General features: G+C 21.2%; 21 protein-coding genes and 1 tRNA gene. 12 read left to right on the top strand and 10 right to left on the bottom strand.

What is annotated here, in order from left to right; genetic code table 11:
- Position 1: 1 nt before the first annotated feature.
- From RBR25_RS06940 to RBR25_RS06910, 7 genes are all read left to right on the top strand, one after another.
- A complete protein-coding gene (locus RBR25_RS06940) occupies positions 2-6,112 on the top strand; it encodes a hypothetical protein (RefSeq protein WP_432818818.1) in 6,111 nt (2,036 codons plus the stop codon).
- Between the two features lie 20 nt (positions 6,113-6,132).
- A complete protein-coding gene (locus tag RBR25_RS06935) occupies positions 6,133-6,843 on the top strand; it encodes a hypothetical protein (RefSeq protein WP_432818817.1) in 711 nt (236 codons plus the stop codon).
- Positions 6,844-6,873: 30 nt separating this feature from the next.
- On the top strand, positions 6,874-7,341 hold the full coding sequence (locus tag RBR25_RS06930) for a hypothetical protein (protein ID WP_432818816.1): 468 nt from the start codon (positions 6,874-6,876) through the stop codon (positions 7,339-7,341).
- Positions 7,342-7,491: 150 nt separating this feature from the next.
- A complete protein-coding gene (locus RBR25_RS06925) occupies positions 7,492-9,060 on the top strand; it encodes a DEAD/DEAH box helicase family protein (protein ID WP_432818815.1) in 1,569 nt (522 codons plus the stop codon).
- Entirely contained in the window at positions 9,057-10,940 is a 1,884-nt protein-coding gene (locus tag RBR25_RS06920; protein ID WP_432818814.1) for a DUF7487 domain-containing protein, read from the top strand. The genes RBR25_RS06925 and RBR25_RS06920 overlap by 4 nt, the downstream gene beginning before the upstream one ends.
- A complete protein-coding gene (locus tag RBR25_RS06915) occupies positions 10,933-11,307 on the top strand; it encodes a hypothetical protein (protein WP_432818813.1) in 375 nt (124 codons plus the stop codon). Before RBR25_RS06920 ends, RBR25_RS06915 begins: the two co-directional genes overlap by 8 nt.
- 21 nt (positions 11,308-11,328) lie before the next feature.
- Positions 11,329-11,952, top strand: coding sequence for a hypothetical protein (locus RBR25_RS06910; protein WP_432818812.1), 624 nt, complete (start codon positions 11,329-11,331; stop codon positions 11,950-11,952).
- 239 nt (positions 11,953-12,191) lie between these two features.
- On the opposite strand, the gene RBR25_RS06905 is transcribed toward RBR25_RS06910, so the two are convergent.
- The 7 genes from RBR25_RS06905 to RBR25_RS06875 all read right to left on the bottom strand — a co-directional run bounded on the left by RBR25_RS06905 (position 12,192) and on the right by RBR25_RS06875 (position 18,163).
- Positions 12,192-12,983 carry a hypothetical protein gene (locus tag RBR25_RS06905; RefSeq protein WP_432818811.1) on the bottom strand — a complete coding sequence of 264 codons (792 nt, stop codon included), beginning with the start codon at positions 12,981-12,983 and terminating at the stop codon, positions 12,192-12,194.
- Positions 12,984-13,072: 89 nt separating this feature from the next.
- Positions 13,073-13,144: transfer RNA gene (locus RBR25_RS06900), tRNA-Gly, on the bottom strand.
- A 17-nt stretch (positions 13,145-13,161) separates the two neighbouring features.
- The gene (locus RBR25_RS06895; RefSeq protein WP_432818810.1) at positions 13,162-13,878 is read right to left on the bottom strand and encodes a DUF723 domain-containing protein; all 717 of its coding nucleotides are present in this window, start codon (positions 13,876-13,878) and stop codon (positions 13,162-13,164) included.
- Between the two features lies 1 nt (position 13,879).
- Positions 13,880-16,129: a terminase large subunit domain-containing protein gene (locus tag RBR25_RS06890; protein WP_432818809.1), complete on the bottom strand. Its 2,250-nt coding sequence runs from the start codon at positions 16,127-16,129 to the stop codon at positions 13,880-13,882.
- A gap of 7 nt (positions 16,130-16,136) precedes the next feature.
- The gene (locus RBR25_RS06885; protein WP_432818808.1) at positions 16,137-17,195 is read right to left on the bottom strand and encodes a hypothetical protein; all 1,059 of its coding nucleotides are present in this window, start codon (positions 17,193-17,195) and stop codon (positions 16,137-16,139) included.
- 62 nt (positions 17,196-17,257) lie between these two features.
- The gene (locus tag RBR25_RS06880) at positions 17,258-17,782 is read right to left on the bottom strand and encodes a hypothetical protein (RefSeq protein WP_432818807.1); all 525 of its coding nucleotides are present in this window, start codon (positions 17,780-17,782) and stop codon (positions 17,258-17,260) included.
- Between the two features lie 9 nt (positions 17,783-17,791).
- Positions 17,792-18,163: a hypothetical protein gene (locus RBR25_RS06875; protein ID WP_432818806.1), complete on the bottom strand. Its 372-nt coding sequence runs from the start codon at positions 18,161-18,163 to the stop codon at positions 17,792-17,794.
- Positions 18,164-18,214: 51 nt separating this feature from the next.
- Here RBR25_RS06875 and RBR25_RS06870 point away from each other — a divergent pair, with 51 nt between their 5' ends.
- Genes RBR25_RS06870 through RBR25_RS06855 form a run of 4 tightly spaced genes read left to right on the top strand, consistent with a single transcriptional unit; the run spans position 18,215 to position 19,700 of the window.
- Entirely contained in the window at positions 18,215-18,517 is a 303-nt protein-coding gene (locus RBR25_RS06870) for a hypothetical protein (RefSeq protein ID WP_432818805.1), read from the top strand.
- A 56-nt stretch (positions 18,518-18,573) separates the two neighbouring features.
- Positions 18,574-18,837: a hypothetical protein gene (locus RBR25_RS06865; RefSeq protein ID WP_432818804.1), complete on the top strand. Its 264-nt coding sequence runs from the start codon at positions 18,574-18,576 to the stop codon at positions 18,835-18,837.
- A 53-nt stretch (positions 18,838-18,890) separates the two neighbouring features.
- Complete coding sequence (locus RBR25_RS06860; protein ID WP_432818803.1) at positions 18,891-19,205, top strand: GIY-YIG nuclease family protein; 315 nt, start codon at positions 18,891-18,893, stop codon at positions 19,203-19,205.
- A gap of 9 nt (positions 19,206-19,214) precedes the next feature.
- Positions 19,215-19,700, top strand: a complete 486-nt coding sequence (locus tag RBR25_RS06855) for a hypothetical protein (RefSeq protein ID WP_432818802.1) — start codon at positions 19,215-19,217, stop codon at positions 19,698-19,700.
- Here RBR25_RS06855 and RBR25_RS06850 read toward each other — a convergent pair.
- Together RBR25_RS06850 and RBR25_RS06845 are read right to left on the bottom strand one after the other, a co-directional pair.
- Complete coding sequence (locus RBR25_RS06850) at positions 19,693-20,271, bottom strand: hypothetical protein (RefSeq protein ID WP_432818801.1); 579 nt, start codon at positions 20,269-20,271, stop codon at positions 19,693-19,695. The two genes, RBR25_RS06855 and RBR25_RS06850, sit on opposite strands and share 8 nt — an antisense overlap.
- A 51-nt stretch (positions 20,272-20,322) precedes the next feature.
- A complete protein-coding gene (locus RBR25_RS06845; RefSeq protein ID WP_432818800.1) occupies positions 20,323-22,770 on the bottom strand; it encodes a hypothetical protein in 2,448 nt (815 codons plus the stop codon).
- Between the two features lie 75 nt (positions 22,771-22,845).
- On the opposite strand from RBR25_RS06845, the gene RBR25_RS06840 reads away from it, so the two are divergent.
- Positions 22,846-23,454 carry a hypothetical protein gene (locus tag RBR25_RS06840; RefSeq protein ID WP_432818799.1) on the top strand — a complete coding sequence of 203 codons (609 nt, stop codon included), beginning with the start codon at positions 22,846-22,848 and terminating at the stop codon, positions 23,452-23,454.
- On the opposite strand, the gene RBR25_RS06835 is transcribed toward RBR25_RS06840, so the two are convergent.
- On the bottom strand, positions 23,443-24,477 hold the full coding sequence (locus tag RBR25_RS06835; protein WP_432818798.1) for a hypothetical protein: 1,035 nt from the start codon (positions 24,475-24,477) through the stop codon (positions 23,443-23,445). The genes RBR25_RS06840 and RBR25_RS06835 overlap by 12 nt on opposite strands.
- Positions 24,478-24,648 lie beyond the last annotated feature (171 nt).

The following is a 24,648-nucleotide window of genomic DNA, read 5'->3' as shown; positions in this document are numbered from 1 at the left end:
AATGGAAAAAAGTTTTCAACTAATACGAACTAATCCAAGATTAACAACTAATATTAAATTAGTTGTTGATAGTAAATATAATTTATATTTTGAAAGTTTTGATTCTTGTAAAGAGTTAAGTGATGATAAGTATAAACATAAATTATTAAATAAAGAGGCATTATTAGAAGATGAATTACCAAAATACTATGACTCTTTGCCAAAAAACTTAGCATTTTCACCTAAAACTGATTTTGATGTAAATATAATGTATGATTCATTCAACAATCAATTTGATGATACATATTTTGCGGGTGCTAAAAATGCTGAAGATCAATGGTATAACGAAGAATTTGAATATTTTGCACCATTATATATTAAGAAGGGTAATATACCAGAGAAATTTATAATATTAAGAGTAGATGATCCAGGTATTTATGATATTTATGATACTGATTATAGATTAATTGGTTTAAATAAAGATAATTTTAGAAGTGAAATAATTGATAAATGGAAATGTGTAAAAGTTATAGATCTAAGTGAAAACTCTAATTTTGGTAATTTCTTAAAAAGAAATATAAATGATAATAATAGATTTCCTGAATTTTCATTCTTTTTTGATACTAAAAAGTTTAACTTTTCAAAATGGTCTGGATTAAATTATAAAAATGGTATTTATACAACTAGCGAAACAATACTAGATGATAAATTATATTATGAAAATCCCCATTTTGTATTAGAAGATTTTATAACAAAAGGATTTGAAAATAACGGATTAATATATCCATATATACTTAATATTAAATATTTATTTGATGATAAACCAGGAGATCCAGATAAATACAATGAATATTCTATTAATAGATATTTTGGATTTTATATCGATAAATTTGAACATATAAAATCTTTAACAACTTATGATCTTGATGATCTTGATGATAATGTAAATATAAGAATAGAAAATAATATATTTGTTGATAATAATGATAATGCAGTAAACCCATTTACTAATAAAATAAAAGAAAATGGATGGATAATGTATAATAACAAACTTTACGAAATAAAAAAACTGAACAATGGTTATTATAAATTAATATCAGATTTTGATATATCATCAAATGATATGACTATATTTAATTCTAATAAAATTAAAATAGAATATGTAAATAACAGAACAAATATAAAAAATTTAAATGATCAACTTGAATTAACAATAGATAAATTTATTAATAATGAAGGACACGTTGATGAATTACCAGCTGATTTATATTTAATTGAAATTGATGGTATATATCATGTTTTAAAAAATGATAAATATTTTGATAACACAACTAATAAATATATTAATAATTTTTATATAGGCGGAGATTATGCAATTACATCTGATAATAAATATTTAAAATATTGGAAAGGTGGTGTTAATAATACTATAACAAAGAAAATAGTAAATGATGATATACCATTACAATATAATATTTATAGATTAAAATTTTCTGATATAAAAGATTTTGACTTTGATAGAATAAATACAAGATATTCTGATTTTGAATATGAAAAAAATGTTTATGTAGAAACAGAAGAAGATAAATTAAATGCAATTGAATATAGAGATTTTAGTGTACCAAAAAGAGTTAAAACACATGATAAAGGAAGCAATGGACAATACAAACCATTAAATATATCATCAGAATATTCAGCAGGTGACGAAACATTTGAATTATTGGATAATAGTATAAGTTATATATGGGAAAAGAACCAAAATATATGTAAATGGGGATATATTGGTTCTATAAGTCATTCTGATTATATCTATAAATTAAATAACTCTAAAAAACACGGCGGTGTTTATAATAGAACTACAAATTGTGATACATCAGTATCTAGTGTTAAAGAAAAAACACATGACTATTTTTATAGAATTGGTAATTTTTTTAGTAAAAAAGATGATAATGTTGTTGAACAATTTAATGCAGGTGAATGGGACACAGGCACATATTGGACGTACTTAAATAATACATTAATATGTTCAAATAACACATCAGAAAATAAATCTATTTATACTACATATTTAGGTACAGATAATTACTATTATGTATATTTAAGGATAACAATTGATGATGCAATACCCAATAATAATTGGTCTGTTGGTATATATGATAGTTCTTTTGATAATGGTAAATCAAATCAATTTACAACCGGAAATGATGTGATTATATCATTCATGGGTAAATGTAAAAATGGTTATATAACATTATATAGTGGATATGTAAATTGTACATTTAAAGAAATTATAGTAACAGAAATAGAATTTAATTACTATTTAAACCAAAGCACTAATATTCAAACATCATTATTAGATAATGATAAATTTGACTTATCACTATATGAAGCCAATTACTTTGATTATTTTAAGTATTTCTTTAATAATAAAATGTATATAGAAGATAATGGAAATTTATATAAAAAATATTATAAAAAATATTCATATTTTAATGGAGGTGATAATGAATTACCAGCATCATCATTATTTAGAGGAATTGAATATAAAATAAATTCAATTGAAGATATTGTATTTAATAATGACGGATCAATTAGAAGTATAATACCAGGAGGTGGTAATATTTTTAATGAATATAAACTATCTGTTATATTAAATGATAGATATCATTATTATGATTTTGATGAAAATTCAGGAGTATATAGTAATCCTATTTTTATAAATAGTGTATCATCACCAATTGACGATTTAAATGCTACATTAGACTCACCCGATAAGAATGGTATACATGTTATTGTCAATTATAATTTTAAAAATATTATTATAATAATAAATCAAAATATACCAATAAATAAAGAATGGATATCATTTAATAATACTAAAGTATTTGGAGAATCAAATGGTATATATTATTCTAAAACTAAAGATGATTATAATACTATGCCATCTGTAGATGGATTATCTATCAATACATATGATCCAAATAAATTAACAGCTTATTATTTTATTCAATCGATGAATAATTTAAATGAAAAGGGTATATTTGATCAACATATAATATATTATGAAATAAATGGTAATAATGTTAGTAAATTTAAATTAAATCAATTAAATAATAAGATACCTAGTTTTTATGTTGAAGTATCTTTACCTGATGATATTTTATTAAAGAAAAATTCTTATAATATTTATCCAATAAAAGGACCATCTTATAATATCTATGATAAGTATATGATATATCTAGATGATATGCCTGTTACTCAATCTATAATAGATCAACCATTATCTAGAAAAATAGTTATTAATAAAAAAGATGAAACTATAAATATAGTAAGGCATGGCGAAAGAATAGAGAATGATAAATTAATTAAAAGATTTATCGGGTATTATGATCCAGTATTTCATGATATTAATGTATTTAAACCTTTATATTATTGGTCAGATGAAAATAGGTATTATGGATTAGATAAAAATTATTGTTTTGATAATGATGTATCTGATTTTGGAACAATAAGAGAAATGGTATATTCGAAAGTTAGTGATGATGGTAATTTTCTAAAATTAAATAATATATCTACTGATAGAAGTATATATCCAATGGTTGATGAAATTGGATTATCACAAACAAGTAGAAATATATTTTTATCTTCGTGGGATAGTAATTTTTATTTAAAAACATTAAATGAACATACATTATATTCAGATTTTGTTAAGTCTCCAACTTATATTATATCATATCAAGCAATACTATCTGTTAATAGTATTTCAGTATCTGATCCATTAGGATTAGAATTTTATACAACCGGTGAAGAACAAGTGGGAGGAGAAGCATCTAGAAGAAGTGGTGCAGCAGTAACAACTTATAATATGATATATGGATTTAATAAGAATAACCCTAGCGATAAAATAACATTTAGATTTAATGTAACTAATTTATCAATTGTTTCTAAAACATATGGTGTTAAATTATATTATGATAAGTTAAATCAACAATCTAGTACATTAATATCTGATGAATCATTGGGTACAATAGGAAAAGATGTTACAATACAAAAAAATATAGAATTTAATAGACCAATAGAATATGATGATAATCAAATAAAAACTACAACTGTTTGTAGATTTGAATTTTATAGTTTAGAAGAACCAAGTGAAATATTATATAGTAATAATGATATAAGATTTGATCTATATAATGATGATATTAATTACGAAATATTAGAATATGAATTGCAAACTGGTATAACATACATACCAAATCAATCATATGATTTTAGTATGAAATTTAGAAATAATGGTAGAAATAATATTAAACCAACTCATAATGCTACTGTTAAATTGATGATAATAGATGATTCTATGTTAGATTATCATATAATGAGTGAACAAACAGTATCAGTAGGTACATTAGAAGTCGATGTATCATTCGATAATATAACATTTCCTTTGGTTGGTGGATTTACAGAGAAGAAAATTGTATTTGCAGTAGAATATCCGGTTAATATATTTGATTTAAATCAAGAAGATACAAATAATAGAGTATTTGTAGAAGAAACAATTGAAGTTGAGCAATATTGGAAAGTAGTAAAGGAACAAGAACCTATTTTTGGATCAAATGGTAGAATTGGTATGGTAGCAATAGGAATCGGTGATTATATTTATTATGGTATGGGTAGATCATCAGTTGGTTATAAGAGTGATTTTTATAAATATAATGTAAATACTAAAATTATAACAGAATTAGATAATAATATACCTAGAGCATTTTCATCAATATGTACAGATGGAACACACATATATATAACAGGTGGTATAAATTCTACAGGATATATTACATCAATATCTAGATATAATATAAATTTAAATACATTCGATTCTTATCATTTTACATTATCAGCGGGATTAGCTTATGCTGATTCATTTGTAAAAGGTGATTTTTTATGTATAAGAGGAGGTAGAACATCATCTGGATTATCTGATAAAAAATACACTATTAATGCCTATGGTGGAATCAATGAACAAATGGATAATAGTGCTATAAGTTCACAAAGAACATATGATAGTTCAAGTGTCATTTACGATGATAAATATTATAAAATTGGTGGTTATATAAATATAGATAACACAACTAATACAGGTACTAATATTTATAAATATAATAGTATATCATCATCTAGTAGTAATGATAATATAACAATATATAATTTTAGTCTTACTGATATTGAACAATTAGGAGGAAGTGGATCATCATTTCTTTTAAATGGTAATAAAATATATATGACACTATCAAATAAATTTTCATCAGATATAGATAATAAGATGTATGTTAATAGAATAAATTCTATAGTCGTTCAAGAATACGATAATTTATCATTTACAGGTATAAATAGAACATATTGTGCATTTGCTACATCAAATAACAAAGGATATATTATAGGAGGGGGTAAAATTATTAATAATAATCAATCTATGAATCCAGGTACTACAGATATATCAAATATTGAATTTGCTGATACTTATATATGGGAATTTGAACATATATTGGATATAACATTATCAACAACAAATTATACTGATTTAACAATGAAATCCTTTAGAGCTGGCGGTATTATAACAGATGGTGATATTTATTTTATTACTGAATATGGTATACAATACTCATTATCTAATACATTTATACCACTTCAATCTATTAATCACAATAGTTCATTATCAACAAATAGTTATAATTCTTTAATTAGTAATTTATTACCAGGTACAACATATTATTATAGATCATATGTAAAAGTTGGTGAACAATTATTTTTAGGTGAAACTAAATCAGTAACTACGTTAAATGGTATATATATTAGTCCAATATCAGTAATATTTCAACATGGTGGATATTCAATTGTATATCAAGTTATAATTGAAATAACATCTAGTTCTAATTGGACAATAAATAATACATATGGTACCTATTTTAATGTTTATCCATCAAGTGGCAGTAGTGGAATTAGTTCAATAACAGTTCAATGTGTTAGAGATAACGAAGATTGGAGTAATAAACCATTTACTATATTAACAAATCCTGATCATGGAGTAATATCAGTTAATGTTAGGAATATATACTTTTCAGGTGGAATTGCAGTATAAATAAAAACATATAATATATTATGAAAAACGATTTAATAATAACAAGATTTAAAAGTGAACCAATAATAGGAACAAAATCATATTATGAACCAAGGACATTTTTTGGTTCAAAAATGATAAATGTTGAGAATACTATAATAATTGATGAAAAGACGATACAATATAGTGAAATAAATGATAATACAAATAACAATGGTTATCAATACTATAATGATATATATGAGAATGAGAAAATATATTTAATAGATTTAATTGATATAAAAAATAATAATCATACAATTGTATTATCACCTCAATCTGATATGGATAAAATAACAAATACAAATTGGACTATAAATATACAATGGAGAAATATATTAAAAGAATATTTATTTTATAAAATAAAAGAAAAAAGAGTATTTAAAGGAATAAAATATAATGATGTTTTAGGTAACAATATAAACCTTTATATTAAAAATTATATTGATAAAAATATATTAAATAGATATGAATTAAATACAATTAATTTCTATGTTGAATATAAAACATTAGATGATGGGGATTTTAATAAAAAATCAAATTTACAATATAATCCAAAATTTGATGTAAATATTAAAAATCAAGATAATTTAATAAAAAATGCAAATTCAATTATTTTTGAAAATAATGTAGAATTAAATTATAAACAAACAAAAACATCAAAATTATATAAATTTGATTACTATTTTGTTCTAAACTTTATTAGAATATAAACCTATATCATTTAAAAATAAATTATTAAAATGGCAAATAATGATGATAAATTAAATATTTTTATTGAAGATACTAAATCATTAGAAAATAAAATGGATATCGAATCTAAAAATTGGTCAAAAATAGTAAAACAACAAACTAGAAATATATATGCTGATATTAAAAAATTAATAGAGTATCAAGCAGAAATAATTAGTTATAGTCAAATAGCATCAGAAGAAATAAAAACTTATGCTTTAATGTTATCTAAAAATAATACACAAATAAAAGAATTAATAAAACAAAGATATGAATTTTATTCTACTAAATATCAATTAAATGTTAAAAATGATACTGCTAAAAAATCATTAGTTGAAGCTGATATTGCAAGAATTAGACAAAGAAGTGAATTACTAGAAATACATATTCAATTTTTAAGAGATACTGCATCTAATTTAGAATCACTCAATTATGCAGTGAAGAATAGAATTGAATTAATGAACGCATTAGGGTTATAATATGAGTTATAATATCGAAATAATAGATGATTTATTAAAAGAAATGGATAATGAACCATTTTATATAAAAATATATAGATGGTATAAATTACAAAAATGGATAATTTATTGTTATTTGTTTAATAATAAATTTATAAGAAAATTAAGAAAATGAAATTAAATATAACAGAAGATAAAAGTAAAATCGTTTTAAAAGAATCAACACGAGAAGAATATCATCAACTTAAATTACATCTTACCAGAAAAGTAGATAACTATTTTTTTAAAAAAAGACATAAGATGGGATTATGGGATGGTAGTATAGATCATTTTAAAAACGGTATAATGAGATATGGTCTTTGGAAGGAGATATATAAATGTTGTAAAGATCATGGTTATAAATTTGAAATAGATAAATCACAATTTCCATTTGATTTAGATATAAAAAAAGAAGATATTGTAAATTTTTGCACAGAATATTTTAAAGATTATAGAGTAAAACCAACTGAAAATAATCCAGAAGGATATTTTATACCATATGAACACCAAACTGATGCAGTTTTTAATATGTTAAAATATAAGTTTGGTATAGTTGAAGTGGCAACCGCAGGTGGTAAATCTCTAATTTTTGCAGTATTTATGTTCTATATTCTTAAATATATTAATCCTGATTATAAATTCTTACTTATAGTTCCTCAAATGAGTTTGGTAACTCAGTTTTATGACGATATTATTGATTATAATTTAGGTTATAATAAGGAACAAAAAGAACCATTTGATTTAAGAGTAGAAGAGATATTTTCTGATAAACCAAGAAAAGTAAGAGATGGAATTAAACCAAATGTTTTTATCGGAACATATCAAAGTTTAATTAATTATCCAAAAGAATTTTTTGAACAATTTGATGTTGTAGTATGTGATGAATCACATACTGCAAAAAGTAAGAGTTTAGATACCATACTATCAAAAACTTTTGGATTTGCCAAATATCGTATTGGTTTATCTGGTACATATCCCAATAATGATTCTGCTGAATATCTTACCATACAATCCTTAATGGGTCCAAAATTAATTACTGTTAAAGCAAAAGAATTAATGGACAAAGGTTTAGTATCAAAAGTAAAAATTAATTCAATAATATTAGATCACAATGAAAATGAGTTTGCTGAAAATGTTTTTATGATTAAAAAAAGAGGGGATGGGAAAAGAGCCTATTTACTTGAAAAAGAATTTGTTCAGAAATCACTAAGAAGAAAATTATTTTTTAAAAAATTATGTGACAGATTTAATAATAACTCATTAATATTATTCCATAATATAGAGTATGGTAAAATGTTATATGAATATTTAAGAGATAATTGTATAAATAAACATTTATATTATGTTGACGGTACAACAATAAAAGAAAAAAGAGAAACTATTAAAAAATTAATGGAAATAACAGAAGATAAACCAAAAATATTGGTTGCATCTTTTGGTACTTTTTCAACAGGAATAAACATAAAATCGATATTTAATATTGTTTTTGCGGATAGTTTTAAATCTGATAAATTAATTAGACAGTCCATTGGTAGGGGATTAAGGTTGCATAAAGAAAAGAGTAAATTAGTAGTATTTGATATTACAGATAAATTATCAAAAAAGTATAATAACATATTATATAATCAATATATAAGTAGAAGAGATAAAATCTATCAAAAACAAGGATTTCCTGTTAACGAGATGAAAGTTAAATTATGATAATAGATGAATATATAACTGTAAACAATAGAAAATTAAAGAATTATTATAAATCAATTGGATATGATGTTTCAACTGATAATTCTATTGTTAAAATAACAGATTTACCACATAGTAGTCATTATAAAATAGATGTTAAATGTGATATATGTGGAAAAACCAAAAAAACCCAATATCATAATTATTACAAGAATACTAATGGTTTAAAAGAAGATTATTGTTGTAGTAAGAAATGCGCAAACAATAAATGTAAAAAGAGATTACAAAATAAATATGGTGTTGATAATGTTTTTCAATTAGAAGAAATAAAAGAAAAATCTAAAAAAACATTAATTGATAAGTATGGTGTTGATCATCCAATGCATTCGGAAGAAATAAAACAAAAGTTAATTAGTACTAATTTAGAAAAATATGGATATGATTATGGATTGTCATCACCTGATATTAAAAAAAAGAAAGATAATACTAATTTACAAAAATATGGAAATATAACACCTCTTTTAAATGACAATATTAAAGATAAAATTAAGAAAACATTAACTGATAAGTATGGTGTTGAACATCCTATGTATTCGGAAGAAATAAAACAAAAATTAATTAATACAAATTTAGAAAAATATGGAGTTGAAAATGTTTTTCAGAATGAATTTATAAAAGAAAAAATAATAAAAACTAATTTAAAAAAATATGGATTTAAACATCCACAACAAAACAATATTATTAGAAATAATACAATTAATACAAATTTAGAAAAATATGGATCACATGTACCATCATGTAATTTACATATATCTAATAAAATTAAAAATAATATATTATCAACTTTATTTATTAAAAATAAAAAATTATATAAAGAAAAATATAATATAGATTTATTAAATTATTATGATAAAAAATATTTAGTTAAATGTCCATTGTGTAACAATGAATATATAATTAATTACGTTCTTCTTAACCAAAGATTACATTCAAATACCATACCGTGTATAATTTGTAACCCTATTGGGTTACATACATCAGGATTAGAAATTAAATTGTTAAATTTTATTAAAGAAAATTATAATGGTGATATTATAGAAAATGATAGAAAAATAATAAACCCGTATGAATTAGATATTTATTTACCTGACTTAAAATTAGCATTTGAATTTAATGGTGTATATTGGCATAACGAGTTATATTGTGATAATAATTATCATAAAATGAAAACCGATTTATGTACAAGAAATGGAATTCAGTTAATACATATTTATGAAGACGATTGGGTTTATAAACAAGAAATAATCAAATCAATGATATTGAATAAATTAAATAGAATATCTAATAAAATATTTGCAAGAAAATGTAAAATTAAAGAAGTAAATAATAACGAATTGATTAAAAAGTTTTTAGATGAAAACCATATTCAAGGTTTTGTTGGTTCAAAACATAAAATAGGTTTATTTTATAATGATGAACTAGTTAGTTTAATGACATTTGGTAAATTGAGGAAATCTATGAATAATATATCTAAAAATGATGAATATGAGATGTTAAGATTTTGTAATAAACTCAACACCATTGTCATTGGAGGTGGATCTAAACTATTTAATTATTTTATTAAAAATTATAATCCTAAGAAAATTATATCATATGCAGATAGAAATTATAGTAATGGTGATTTATATAAAAAACTTAAATTTAAATTACGACATATAACAAAACCTAACTACTATTATGTAGTTAATGGTATTAAAAAATATAGATTTGGATTTAGAAAAGACATTTTAATTAAAGAAGGATTTGATCCAACCAAATCAGAACATGATATAATGTTAGAAAGAAAAATATATAGAATATATAATTCAGGAAACTTAAAATTTGAATATAATTATGAATAATGAAATATATACATATAAAGATTCATTAAATAATATTTATAATTTATATATTACAAATTATATAGCAATAACAATAAATGGATTAATTGTATTTGTGAGTTATCAAGGAAGAGATAGAGTACTACAAATATTTAAATCTGAATATTATAATTATGGGGATGATTTAAATAATGTTTCTAATATATTAATAGAAAATAGTACAATAATATTTAATCATGAATCTTTAAGATATGAAATAGTATTAGACAATGATGATTATCATAATTTAAAAAATTGGATAATTGATTGTTTAACACCAATTGATATTAAAAGAAATTATAAATTAAATAATATAATTTCTAAACTTTTAAAGAAACTACATATATAAACAGAAAAATAATAATGTATTATGTATAATTACAAATTTACATCACCAGTCAAAGTATTATATCAGGTAGATGATACAAAATTTGACATAGAATCAATAAAAGATATTAAAAAATTAGAAAAAGAATATGATATAGATTTAAATTTTATTATTGATGAATATGAATATAGATTAGATGTTAATAGCGATAATGAAGAAGAGTATGATGATTATATATCTATGTCGAAAAGTGAAATATTTAATGATATTGTAGATGAGTTTTGGAATGATATTATAAATGAATTAAATAATGAATACACACTTAATGATATTGATGAAAAATTAATAACCAAAATATTTGAAATTGTATCATCTGATTTTAATAACTATAATGAATCTAAAAAATTAAATATTAATAAGGATATTAAAATTAAAATGACTGATTTTAATATCGATGAAAGTCTATTTATTATTGATGTTATATCTGATGAAGAATTAACAGATGATGAAATTGAACATGTTAGAAAATTTATAGATAATGAATGTTCTGATGATTGGGGTGAAGAATTTGAAAAAAATGACTTATCTGATCAAATTGATGAAAAAAATAGATATGTTTATATAAAAACATGGGAATTCGGAAATGAAGTAAAATTCGTTAAATAATATTAAAAGTTAAATAATATTAAAAGGGGAATTATTTTTTAACCCCTTTTTAATTATATTCTTAATTTTAAAATATCTTTCTATACTACTCCAATGTTCTTTATACATAATACATTCTGGAAAATCACATAAAAATGAATCTATATGAGAACAACCAACCGATTTATATAATGTGCAATTTTTTACTGGATCATTTTTATAGAAGTTTATTGCTTCTTTAATTATTCTCGTTATTTCCATTATACTGTTATTTCTGTACTAATTAATAAATTAGAATTATCTGATTTAATCATTAAAAACCTATCAAATACATATATTTTAGATATATCATCCACATTTATTATTTTTAAATATTTCTTTGGAAATGATAAAGTTTTTATAATATCCTTATCTATATCACCCAATATTAAATCCCAACTGCTTTCTCCTATTGATATTAAATACTTACCATCCTTTTCAAATGTATTCAAATAAAAAACATCAGATTCCTTATTTGTAAGTGATAATTTTTTAATATTATTAAAGTCATCTATTTTTAGTTCAAAACTAAATTCTGAATTATCTATATTTGTTAGTTTATTAATATGATTAATAGTGATATTTGTATTAAATGACATTGGATCACTGCCATAAAAATTTAATTTTAATTTACTATCAACTTTAAAAAATAGTCTATCTGAAAAATATTTATCACCAATTTGATCATAGTATAATTTACCAGTTATATCTTTATTCATATCAACCATTATTTGTAGATTTCTATAAATACTTTTAATATCTTTTGCTATAAAATCTACACTTACATCCAATTCATCAACATTAATATCAATTATATCTTTTATACTAAATGTATAACTTTTAAAAGCATTTATACCATTACCTTCACCAACCATAGAATATATTAAAAGATTATTCTTATCAAATTTAAATAATGATTTATCATGTATAACACTTAAATCTTTAAGTATGTTTATAATTTTTAATAGATTTTCGCTGGTTATTTTAAATGGGATTTCTAATGTTTTTGCCATATTATTTTTATGTTTTTATATTTTATATTAAAAAAATATTTTTGTTTTAAATATAAAAAGGAATAAATTAAATAATTTATTCCTTTTTGAGCAAAGACACCGGAATCGAACCGAACCCTATTTACTGGAAGTAAATCATGCTACCACTACACTATTCTTGCATTTGTACAAATATTTATTATATATTAATTAAAAAGTTTAATTTTTTTTCAATATTTTCATTGTATTTTATTCTAATTAACTGAATATTATTATTTTTACAATAATCTGTTTTTATTTGATCTCTTAATTTTCTAATATTTAAATTACTATCATCCTTTTCGAATCTATATTTTTTAAAATGTTGTTCCCCATCATACTCAATACAAGTATTAAAATCTGTTAAATAAAAATCAAATTTTAGTTTTTGTTTATATTTACACCCATCAAATGTTTTTTGTGTTTCAAATTTAATATTATTATCAATAAATATTTTTTCGATTAATATTTCATTTTTAGATTTTTTACATTTTGGACAACCATATTTTTTACGAATATGATTATCTGGTATCTGTTCGAAAACACCATGTTTTTTACATATAATTTTAACCTTAGTTTTCATATTTTTATATTCTACTAGAGTATAATCATAATTGTCATAATGTATTTTTGTTGAATTTTTAATAAAATCTTCTTTTGTTATAGATACACCACCTTTACATTTAGGACATCCTTGTTTAAAATTAATATGTGCAACAGGTAATTGTTCAAAAACACCATGTTGTTTGCATATAATTTTAACTTTAGTTGAATTGTTTTTATAATCCACAATTGAATAATCATATTTATCATTATGTACATTATTAGACCTCTTTATAAATTCTAATGTATTTGATTTTTTATTACTATATTTCATATTAAAATCTATTTTTACTAGGAAATTTAGATAATGGATTAACCGGAGTGAATCTTTTATTAAAATTTCCATTATTTGGTGTTTTATGTGGGTTATTATAGACTTTTTTATACCCACCTACTATTGTTATGAGATCAGGAGAATCGTCTGCATATTCGTCTATAAATGTGTTTATATCTTCTGTAATATTCAATGAATTATTTTCCATATACTCATCTATCATATCCCTATAACTAATCATTGAAAATATTGTTGACATAACTATTGTTGACATAATAGCATCATCATGACCAGATTCACTTCTGAATGTTATATCACCTGATGCTAAATCATGTCTAGTAAATGTACTTATTTCATTTATTGTATATTGATCATGTATGATAATATTTCCTTTTTTGGTATTTATCTGATAATCTTTTATTAATATTTTTTTATTTTGTGTTATTTTGATACCTAATTTAGTATTTTTATCTTCAATTCTATGTTTATATCTTAAGAAAACATGATTTGAATAATTATTATTATCATTAAACACGTGTGGTATGTGTGCTAAAAGTTCATCACCATATGTATTTCTTTCTAATGCAATTTTAACTTTGTTTTCATCAAATAATTCAAATACTATCATATATAAGATATCAGATATTTCTTTTACTGAATAAATATTAGATTTAAATATTCCAATTTGTTCTAATTTAAAATAGTCATATTTATCTGTAAATTTTTTCTTATGTATATCTATTTCTTCTTTAGTTTTTGGCAATAATCTAAATATATTTATTATACTATAATCATTTCCTAAGCCTTCTCCTAAATCTATGGATATACCAATATGATAATTTTTACATTCATCTAAATTAAATAAATTTTTATCCTTTACAAATTGTAATCCATTATATGGTATTTTTAATCTTTTGTTAAACTTATCTATATCAACATATTCAAATTTTAATCTATCTTCTATTATTTTTTCAATTGTAATATTATCAAATAACATCTTATTACCTGTAATAAAGTGTAGATCAAATTCTTGTTTAAATGCATCTTCACCACCAATTAATTTTGTTTGTTGTTCTTGCCAGTTGGTAATGATTCCTAATTCAGCTAATGGTAAATCATTCATTCTCAACATTCTTATAAATTCTATATTTGTTTCTTCATTCTTTTTATCATGTTCAATAAATATCCCATCCATACCATTTTCTTTTTCTGAATATATATCATAACCTTTATTTATTAAAAATTTTTTAATATCATCTTTTCTAATTTTAAATTTTCTTAATTTTTTATCATTAAAAAATATTTTTGTATTTCTTCTAGATTTCATTTGCCACCAATATATTCTTAATGATCTATATCCATTCCAGTTTGGATCATCTTCTGGTAATTCTGATTCTGTTAATAATTTATGAAACAAGTTTAAACCTTTTGGGGTTGATGTTATTATTATTTTTGAATTATTTACAGATGATACTACTGGAACAACTGATGTATAATATGGTTCTACAATATTATTAGGTATATGTGCAAATTCATCTAAATAAAGTAGATCAATCGTAAAACCGATTGCTGGTTCTTTTGTTCTTTTATCTGTTTTTATTCTACACCCATTATCAAATGTTATACTAGATTGGTTCCAGTTAACAATTCCAACCTTTAAAAAGAAAGGTAATAATTTGTATATACTCTTGATTTTTTCTATGATTTCAACAACTGTTGCTCCTTTATTAGCAACAATCATAACCCCTTTATCTTTATTAAATAGACAAAAATGGAGAATTAAAATGGCAGCACTTATCGTGTTGTGTGACAATATATTATTGGAATAATAACTTCGTTCATTGGTATCCACAGTAATATCAACCATACTAACTTTAGATTTTAAATTTGTTATTCGTTTTACCTTCACACCATTTATATAATCACCTTTACATAAAACATAATCATCAATAGTTAAATCTTTAACGAATTTTTGATGATGTCCTTTTATAAAAACTATATGATAATCAGCACATTCTAACCAATCACCGTTTTCTAATTCTAATCTATAAAGTGGCAAAGGCGATGTTAAATTTATTTCACTAAATGGTACAAATCCATAATCAGTTTTAATTAATAAATCATTATTATTTATAATATTGATTATTTTATTAAATGGATTATCATTATCAAATTTATAGTTTCGGTATTCTATTTTTTCAATAAATTCTATTATTTTATAAATAATAAATCTTAATATAAGTTTAAACATAAACCATTTATTTTTTATTAATATTTAAAAAATTTAAACATTTTTTTAATATTATTTCTTTATTTTCTTTATATTCTGAATCCCATACTATTAATACTTCAAATCCATTATCGTGAGCTAATTGTATTTTATTATTATCTTTATCCCAAATTTCTTGAGCTGTTATGTTTTTTCTAAACGGGTGTGGATTATCATTTGATTCATATATTTTTGGATTAGCGTGATATTGATCTCCATTATATTCTATTATCTTTTTATTTTTTAAATCAACAAAATCATATTGATAAAATAATTCTTTTCCACCAGATAAATAATATTCTTGATTTTTTGTAGCAAAATAAATATAAGATTTATCATTAATATTATATTTATTTAAAATATCATAAAATAATTTTTGTGATATTTTGGAATATCCACATTTTAAATTACCATTTTGTAATAACGATTTTTGCCATTTTATTTGCCTATTATTCCAAATTTCTTTTCCTTTATCGTTGCCATATTTTTTAATACATAAATCTAAACTAAATGTTTTTTGTCTTTCAGACAACATTTTTTTTGATGTTTTTTCATCATAACCTTTATTTAAATAATATTCGATTTGAGTTGTTGTGACTCTATCTTTAATAAAGTCTTTTATAAAATTTTTTCTAATATAATCAATATCTTTATCTGTTATATTTTTATATTTATTTTTATAAAAATCTTTACTAAAAGGACTTCGTTCTTTTCTTTCTTTTTCTGTAGTTTTTGATTTATGATTTGGATTTTTACATCCTTTAATTTTTTCTGAAAAAAGTCGTTTATATTTTTCTTGTTTCATATGTTGACCTGAATTTTTAGTAGTATTTTTATAATCAGATTTTGCCATCAATGGTGCATCAGGAAATAATATTTTATATTCTTCGCTTGTTAAACCAATACTTTTTAAATATTTACCATATATCCTTTTTCTTTGAGTTCCATCAATTCTAGATGTAACAGATTCATCATTATCATTAATTATTATATTTTCTTTAATAACAATATTTTTTTCTTTTAATTTACTTAATATTTTAATTTTCATATTTTTATTTTTTCTTTTATATATAAAAATTTTATGGCTAAAAGATAATTTGGTAAAGTAATTTATAAAAATGACAATATTTTATATAAAAATAATTTTAATATTTCTATTAGTGTTAATTTTCTTTCTTGTTGAATATAAGTATAATATAATTCACCGATTGTTATATTAAACTCTTTTCCATTATTATCTTTTACTAACACTTTAGAAATCAAAGAGTTGCATTTTCCCATTTGCCGGCTAGCCATTAATATTGAGTACCTGTTATTTGCATATAAATCTAAAATATCTTTTTGGTAATCTCTTAATTTCATTGGTCCTATTGTACCATCTTCTCTTTTTATTTGACAATAATTATCAGCAAAATAATGAATATCCATCTTACATTTGGTATATTCCTCTAATTCTTTTTTTGTATGTGCAAATTTTAGATTTGCTCTACGAACACCAAATTGCCTATCAAACCATATATGTTCATCTTTGGTTAATTTTAAATTTAAATTTTGTTTTTCTATAATATCATTAACTCTATTGGTTGTTAATATATTAATATACTTTTCATCTAACTCATTTTTATTTAATTTCATAATACATTTTTATTTTAAGAGAAATGTAACTTCAATATCTTTTATATTTATATTTATAAATAAAATATCTCTTTTTGTACCATTATATAATTTTGTATCAATTGTATATTCATAATTATTTAATTCTGGTATATATTGATTTATTTGTTCTTGTATTTCATCTTTTATTCTATTTACAGGTACTTTAGTTGACCATAAATAATACTCTAAATTGGCACCAAAATTATAATCATTTAGAACTTCGCCTTTATTTGTAAAAAGCATCATTTCTAATTTCTGTATTATTACTTCTAATGTTCTATCCTCTATTAATTTTAAATCTTTAAATTTTGGATGTCCTTTATATCTAATATTAAAATCTTTAATATCCGCGTTTGGCATAAAACAAATATTATTTTCTATTATATATAAAAATAAAATGTTTCTATTTATATGAATGATATTATTAAAGATTTACCAATATCCATAAGTATAATTGATTATATTGGTAAAATAGATAATGGTGTAGCGTTATTATTAAATATGATTGCAGGTGAAGATATATATGAAATAGGATATTGGTATGATAGAAATGGAAATATTAGAATAGTACCAGAAGACAAATTATTAATAAAATTAAACATTGATAATATTTATGACTATGATAAAATAAACGAATTAATCTATTTTATACATAATAGCATACCAAATACAGAAGAAATACTAAATAATTTTTTAAATGAAAATAAACTTTAAAACATTAATAAAATATAATAAATAATTAAATAATTTTAAAAAATAACAAATTAATTATGCCAAAATCAAAACATGGGAAAAAACACAAAAAGAAAGTAGCGGAATATAAAAGACAAATTCAAGTAACCAATAAGAGATTAAAAGAACAAAAAATAAAAGATTATTTTGAAAAGGTTAAAGAATTTCAATTAAAAAATCAGCAGCAAATATCTAATGTGGTAGAAAATGAAAATACTAATGTAGATGTAGATGTAGATTTAGATATCGATGTTGATGTTGATCTTAATGTAGATATTAATACCGAAGATATAAGTAAATAAATATTCTTTTTGGACATATATATTATAATATATAACCAAAAAGAATATTATATATGCCAAAAGTATACTTATTAAAAATGATTGATGATAATTCTCCAATATATAAAATAGGATATACAAAAAGTACAGTAAATTCAAGATTAAAAAATTTACAAACAGGTTGTCCTAATAAAATTATTATAGTTGATGAATATCAATCAGATTATAGTAAAATAATAGAAAAAACATTACATAATATTTATAGACATAAAAAAGTTAATGGAGAATGGTTTAAATTAGACATTTATGATGAAGTAAATTTTATAAATAATTGTAAAAAGTATGAAACTATTAATATCTATTTAAATGAAAATAATATTAAAAAATAAATATAATATATGCAAATAATAGTTACACCAAATGATATAATACAAAGATGTTTATGGGATAAATATAAAAAGTTTTGTTTACATGATAAAGATGAAGATCAAATAAAAAAAATAGTAAATGATAATAAACCAATATCGTTAAGTGAAAATGATGCTTATGCAATTGGATTATTAAAAATAATAGAAACCAATAACCTAATACATCGATTCAATGAAAATATATTAGATATATTACAAATAAAAAGTAATATTATAAAAGACGAGTTATATATAAATAAAAATACTATAACTAAAGAAATATCAACATATTTAGATAAATTTCCTGATTATTATAACCCACCATTTAATTATACTCAATCATTAAAAGAATTAAAAGATTATATAAATGAAATATCAGATAAAGTTAAAAACTTAGATATTATAAATGTTAAACAAAGAGATAAGATATTTGTATACTATAACTCAAAAGATATAAGAAAATGTCTAACTATATAGTTAGACATTTTAATTTATTTCTTATTATATCTTTTTTGTACTTTATTAAATCACCATTATATTTCTTATAAATATTTTTAACATCTTTTATATCAATTGATCCATTAGATTTATCATAAAAATTAAATTCATCATCACTTAAAAAATATTCTCTTTTAAATAATTCATTATTTATCTTTTTTATATAATTTTTTAATTCTTCATTATCTATATTAAAAAGATCAATATCATCTAATGTTATGTTTTTTTTCTTTTTATATTCAGTATTATTTTCATTTTTATTATCTTTATTAAATATTGGTGTGTGTCTAATATAAGAATCAAATATTAAATTACCAAATCCTTCTTTATTAGACATACTTGAACAATAATGAATTCCTCCCACTGATACCTTATTTATAGTATATTTATTTTTAAAATCTTGATTAAATTCTATATTATCTTTGATAAATTTATCAACATCTTCAACGTCTAATATATAATTTAACCAAAAATGCATTTTTACTATACCACCAACAGGATAGTCTTTAACTTCGATTATTAAATTAACTCTTGTATATAATTTATCCATTTTTATTATGAAATTATTTGCAAATATAATAATTTTTTTTGAATAAAAAAATTATCTCCATTGTTTATTTGGATAATTTGTAGTTATTAATTTTTTATTTGCATTATCTGATAATATCAAATTCTGCTCATCTTTTATAATTAACTGGTTTAATATTATATTATCATAATCATTAGGAATAATATCATTAAATATTCTTATATTAGATATACTCATCTTAGAACCAGGTATATACATATCTTTCACATGTTCAAAATCAATTGGGTTTATTTGTTGTTCTAATGAGTTTATTAATAAATATTTAGATTTAACTTCTTCTGAATTTATCTCAATATTATCTACTGCTCTAAATCCATTAACTCTCATTTCATAATCAATGTCTTCAATATCTTCAATATTTAATTGAATTCTATCATATGATAATGGATTGAATAGTAAAACATTAACTGATGTATTTCTTCTATATAGTTTCATTGTAATACTATTCTGTCTTTGTTCTAAATTAATAATTAAACTAAACCAAACATTTGTCATAATATCTGATTCCATCTTATATAAATTATCATTTATTTGAAGATATATATATCCACTTTGATAAAATATAGAATAGCCTAATCCACTATCATCATCATAATTTACTAAAAAATAATATCTATTATCATCTATATCATAACCATTTATCACTCTTTTAGTTATTGCTTTGTTAACATCATATTCATTAGGAAATTTAAACCAAAATATAAATGACCTGTTATCAGATTTTAATAATTTATTATCTGCTTTTTTATAAGTTACAGCGTTATCTGATGATTGAACTCTTGAAATATCATAATAATTTTCCATTACTTTAATACTTCCATTATAAATATCATTTTTAACAATTTTAGTATCTTTATTTATATTTGATCTTATAAAATCGAATGATTTTGGTTTTAACTGAATTTTATTTGCAACCTTTTTAAAGTCTTGTTCTTCTTCAAAACCAAATAATTCATCAATTGTTGTATTTCTTGTAAGTTGTTCAATTCTTGATTTAGATTCTTCAACCCTATTAATAACATTAGATCTTTTTTCATATTTCTCAAGAACAACATCATAATAAATACCAGCATTCATAATATTCTTATGAATTTGAGCATGTTTTACAATATACATTCTATTAACTTGACAAAAATATAAAACATCTTCTTGTCCAGGTCTTTTACCTATACCAAATACTTCTTTAAAATCACTTTTTAATATATGTACCTTAAATGTATCAAATAAATCAAGATTAAACTGATTTATTATAATTTGATTTTCTGGGAATTGATTATCAGGTACTAATACTTTAATATTTTTATAATCTATTATGTTATGTAATTGATACTCATGAATTACTCTATCTATACCATTTCCATCAGGATCGGTCAGATGGTATTCCACTGTCATACCCAACATATCTGATATTTGTTTAGCTAACATATCATGAAAATTTGTTATCTTATCAAATTCATAAGGATTCCAAAAATTAGCAGAGTTAGCTTTATTTTCAGCATTTAACACATCTAATTGTGTCATACCTTCAGATGATAATACATTAGAATAACAATTTATACCTTGTGTTAACCAATTCATTCTTAATTGGTATTCTGATGTTTCCTTTATCAATGATAATGTATTAGAATCTAAAGATTTAGCTGGTATAGTTTCATCTATACCACTTGTTTGTTCTTTTATATCAGAAGGTTTAAATGCTAAATTCACACAGTTTTCTTTTAATCCGAATTTATTGATTTTTTTATAGTTAGCTGTTACATTTTGGAAATCGCCATATAATATAACGTCATATATTTTAACTGGTTTTATAACATTTGGTGATAGTTCAAATAGATATTGTAATTCAACAAATCTTAATTTATCCCATTTTGCAGTAGATATATTTTCTTTTGTTAATGGTTCCCATTTTGTCCATGATCTTTTATCATTTTGTGAATATCTATATTTTATTGTAAAATGATCATCTAGTTTAGATGTAGATATTATTTCAAAAGCATCAATTGAGAATATTTTTAATAAATCACCTACTTCTAATATTTGTAAAGGATTATCAATAGTTAAAGTTACAAAACTATCAGATTTCATTATATTATATTCCCCATTTATAGTTACACCGTTTAAGAAAATCTCAGTATTATTATCTCTATTATCATCTACTCTAAAATATATTATTTCTAATTCTAAACATCTAGATGGACATATTTCTATATTTGTTATTTCATCTATTGATAAAATATTAGACCATTCATATGTTTTTCCATTTTTATATCTGAATGATTTTTTTAAAAATGATGTCTTTGTTTCTCCTATAATTATATCATTAAATGATGTTATTTTAGTTATTCCCTTTACACATTCAGGCATCTTTAATATTAGTTTATTACCAATATCAAATTTTTCTGAACCTATAAAATTTATTGTAAAAGTTTCATCTGATTTTTTATCTAGTAAATAATACATCTAATTCACATATTTTTATCTATATATTAAAATTTAATATTCTTAATTTTATATATAAAATAAAAATAAATATTTATGTTATTGCTTCAAATTGATCCTAGTGTGATAGATTCTATTGATAGTATTTACAAGTTATCTGCTTTAATAATAATAACATTAGCATATGTATTTACTATTATTTATAATAAGAGAAATGATAGAAAAAAAATTAAAGAAATTGTTAATAGTTTTGAAGAACAAAATAATAAAATAATAGATAAAATAGAACAACTAAGAGAACATAAAAATATATTAGATGATCAATCCAGTATAAATATGATATCTTTAACATTAAAAACATCATTAGTAGATGTAACAAATTCTGTAAATGATATTATAGATAATATTTTATTTAATAACGAAAAAACAATGTTTATTCCTAAAAAATCACTTATATACGAAAAAATTGTAGAAATAGTAAATACTAATTTCGATAATGATATAATAATATTAAATAAAATATACCATAATAATATAAAATTATCTCATTTTATATCTGAATATAACAGAGATGAATTGATACAAGACATAGTAAATAAATTATTAACTACATCAGATATTAGTAAAAAAAATGATATTATAAAGTATATACAAAATAAATATTTACAAATAATACAATCAATTCAATTAAAATTAACTAAATAATGATAACATTGGTATATTTTTAATGGTTGTTTTACCACCATTAGTAGATTGATAATATGTGTAATTTATCATATTTTTACTATTTATATAAAATTTGTTAGTTAAATGACTTCTATATACAAATGAATCCATATATGGATATAGTTTAATATTATCAGTATTTAATTTTACTGTTAAACGTATTTTATTTGATAGTTTTTCAATATGTGAATTTTTACTTTTAAAATAACAATTTACTTTAAAAACATTTCTAGCATAATTTTCCCTATATATCCAATTATTAGATATTGCGAAATCTTCAAATATTTTATATAAATAATTATCAACTGCATATATTCTATCCATAAATATGTATTTAGGTTTATCTAAATCCCATATTAACGATCTTCCGATTATCTTATCATTTCGATTTAATGTTAATAATTTTACTTTATTTTTATTTTGTGTATACAATTTTAATAGATCAGATTTATTATTCATACAAGATCCATGTAGTGCACTAGAGTTTCTTTTTTCGTAATTATCTATCTGATACCCCTTTAAAATATCATCACCTTCTAGTATATTAAAATATATGTTATCATTAGGTGTATTAAATGATTTATATTTATCAACAATTTTTTCAATTTGATCATCAGTTATACATTCATTATAACCATATTGATTTACTAATAATACTATTTTATTTATAAATTTACCAAGTTTTATTTTTTGTTTATCATTATGTGTATTTATATAACCATTATCACCAAATGATAAACTAATTAAATCTACTAAAAAATTATTTTTAATATGATTGCAATAATCATAATTCATTGTATTACTAAATAATAACTGTAATATGTATTCTGCTTTATTATTAGTATCATTGAGATTTGTAAAAAACGACAATAAATCATTTGATATTCTAATACCATGAATGTCAGAATATTTACTATAAATATTCTGTTTATTTATTATATTTAAATTGAAGTCGTTTATTGTTTTGTATAGAATATTAAATCTGTTGTTTATTTTATTCATTTTTATCTAAATTAACAAATTAGATGCAAATATATAAAATAATTTTTAATCTAAAAAACTTTATCTGGATTTTTTTCTAACATTTTTATAAAATTAGATATTATATAATTACTATCATTTTTATTAAATTTATACTTTCTATTATAAAAAGTATCATCTATTATAACACTT

Source organism: Trichloromonas sp. (assembly GCF_034006665.1).
Classification (GTDB): Bacteria; Desulfobacterota; Desulfuromonadia; order Desulfuromonadales; family Trichloromonadaceae; genus Trichloromonas.
Note: the sequence above shows the minus strand (reverse complement) of the source record. Positions and strands in the feature narration are given on the sequence as shown.

What these genes read in the sequence shown, in the direction of transcription:
- RBR25_RS06855 (WP_432818802.1), top strand. Translation starts at nt 19,215, where the DNA reads ATGCAAATAATAGTTACACCAAATGATATAATACAAAGATGTTTATGG.
- RBR25_RS06890 (WP_432818809.1), bottom strand. Translation starts at nt 16,129, where the DNA reads ATGTTTAAACTTATATTAAGATTTATTATTTATAAAATAATAGAATTT.
- RBR25_RS06910 (WP_432818812.1), top strand. Translation starts at nt 11,329, where the DNA reads ATGTATAATTACAAATTTACATCACCAGTCAAAGTATTATATCAGGTA.
- RBR25_RS06920 (WP_432818814.1), top strand. Translation starts at nt 9,057, where the DNA reads ATGATAATAGATGAATATATAACTGTAAACAATAGAAAATTAAAGAAT.
- RBR25_RS06875 (WP_432818806.1), bottom strand. Translation starts at nt 18,163, where the DNA reads ATGCCAAACGCGGATATTAAAGATTTTAATATTAGATATAAAGGACAT.
- RBR25_RS06850 (WP_432818801.1), bottom strand. Translation starts at nt 20,271, where the DNA reads ATGGATAAATTATATACAAGAGTTAATTTAATAATCGAAGTTAAAGAC.
- RBR25_RS06930 (WP_432818816.1), top strand. Translation starts at nt 6,874, where the DNA reads ATGGCAAATAATGATGATAAATTAAATATTTTTATTGAAGATACTAAA.
- RBR25_RS06895 (WP_432818810.1), bottom strand. Translation starts at nt 13,878, where the DNA reads ATGAAATATAGTAATAAAAAATCAAATACATTAGAATTTATAAAGAGG.
- RBR25_RS06935 (WP_432818817.1), top strand. Translation starts at nt 6,133, where the DNA reads ATGAAAAACGATTTAATAATAACAAGATTTAAAAGTGAACCAATAATA.
- RBR25_RS06940 (WP_432818818.1), top strand. Translation starts at nt 2, where the DNA reads ATGGAAAAAAGTTTTCAACTAATACGAACTAATCCAAGATTAACAACT.
- RBR25_RS06845 (WP_432818800.1), bottom strand. Translation starts at nt 22,770, where the DNA reads ATGTATTATTTACTAGATAAAAAATCAGATGAAACTTTTACAATAAAT.
- RBR25_RS06925 (WP_432818815.1), top strand. Translation starts at nt 7,492, where the DNA reads ATGAAATTAAATATAACAGAAGATAAAAGTAAAATCGTTTTAAAAGAA.
- RBR25_RS06840 (WP_432818799.1), top strand. Translation starts at nt 22,846, where the DNA reads ATGTTATTGCTTCAAATTGATCCTAGTGTGATAGATTCTATTGATAGT.
- RBR25_RS06870 (WP_432818805.1), top strand. Translation starts at nt 18,215, where the DNA reads ATGAATGATATTATTAAAGATTTACCAATATCCATAAGTATAATTGAT.
- RBR25_RS06905 (WP_432818811.1), bottom strand. Translation starts at nt 12,983, where the DNA reads ATGGCAAAAACATTAGAAATCCCATTTAAAATAACCAGCGAAAATCTA.
- RBR25_RS06880 (WP_432818807.1), bottom strand. Translation starts at nt 17,782, where the DNA reads ATGAAATTAAATAAAAATGAGTTAGATGAAAAGTATATTAATATATTA.
- RBR25_RS06865 (WP_432818804.1), top strand. Translation starts at nt 18,574, where the DNA reads ATGCCAAAATCAAAACATGGGAAAAAACACAAAAAGAAAGTAGCGGAA.
- RBR25_RS06885 (WP_432818808.1), bottom strand. Translation starts at nt 17,195, where the DNA reads ATGAAAATTAAAATATTAAGTAAATTAAAAGAAAAAAATATTGTTATT.
- RBR25_RS06860 (WP_432818803.1), top strand. Translation starts at nt 18,891, where the DNA reads ATGCCAAAAGTATACTTATTAAAAATGATTGATGATAATTCTCCAATA.
- RBR25_RS06915 (WP_432818813.1), top strand. Translation starts at nt 10,933, where the DNA reads ATGAATAATGAAATATATACATATAAAGATTCATTAAATAATATTTAT.
- RBR25_RS06835 (WP_432818798.1), bottom strand. Translation starts at nt 24,477, where the DNA reads ATGAATAAAATAAACAACAGATTTAATATTCTATACAAAACAATAAAC.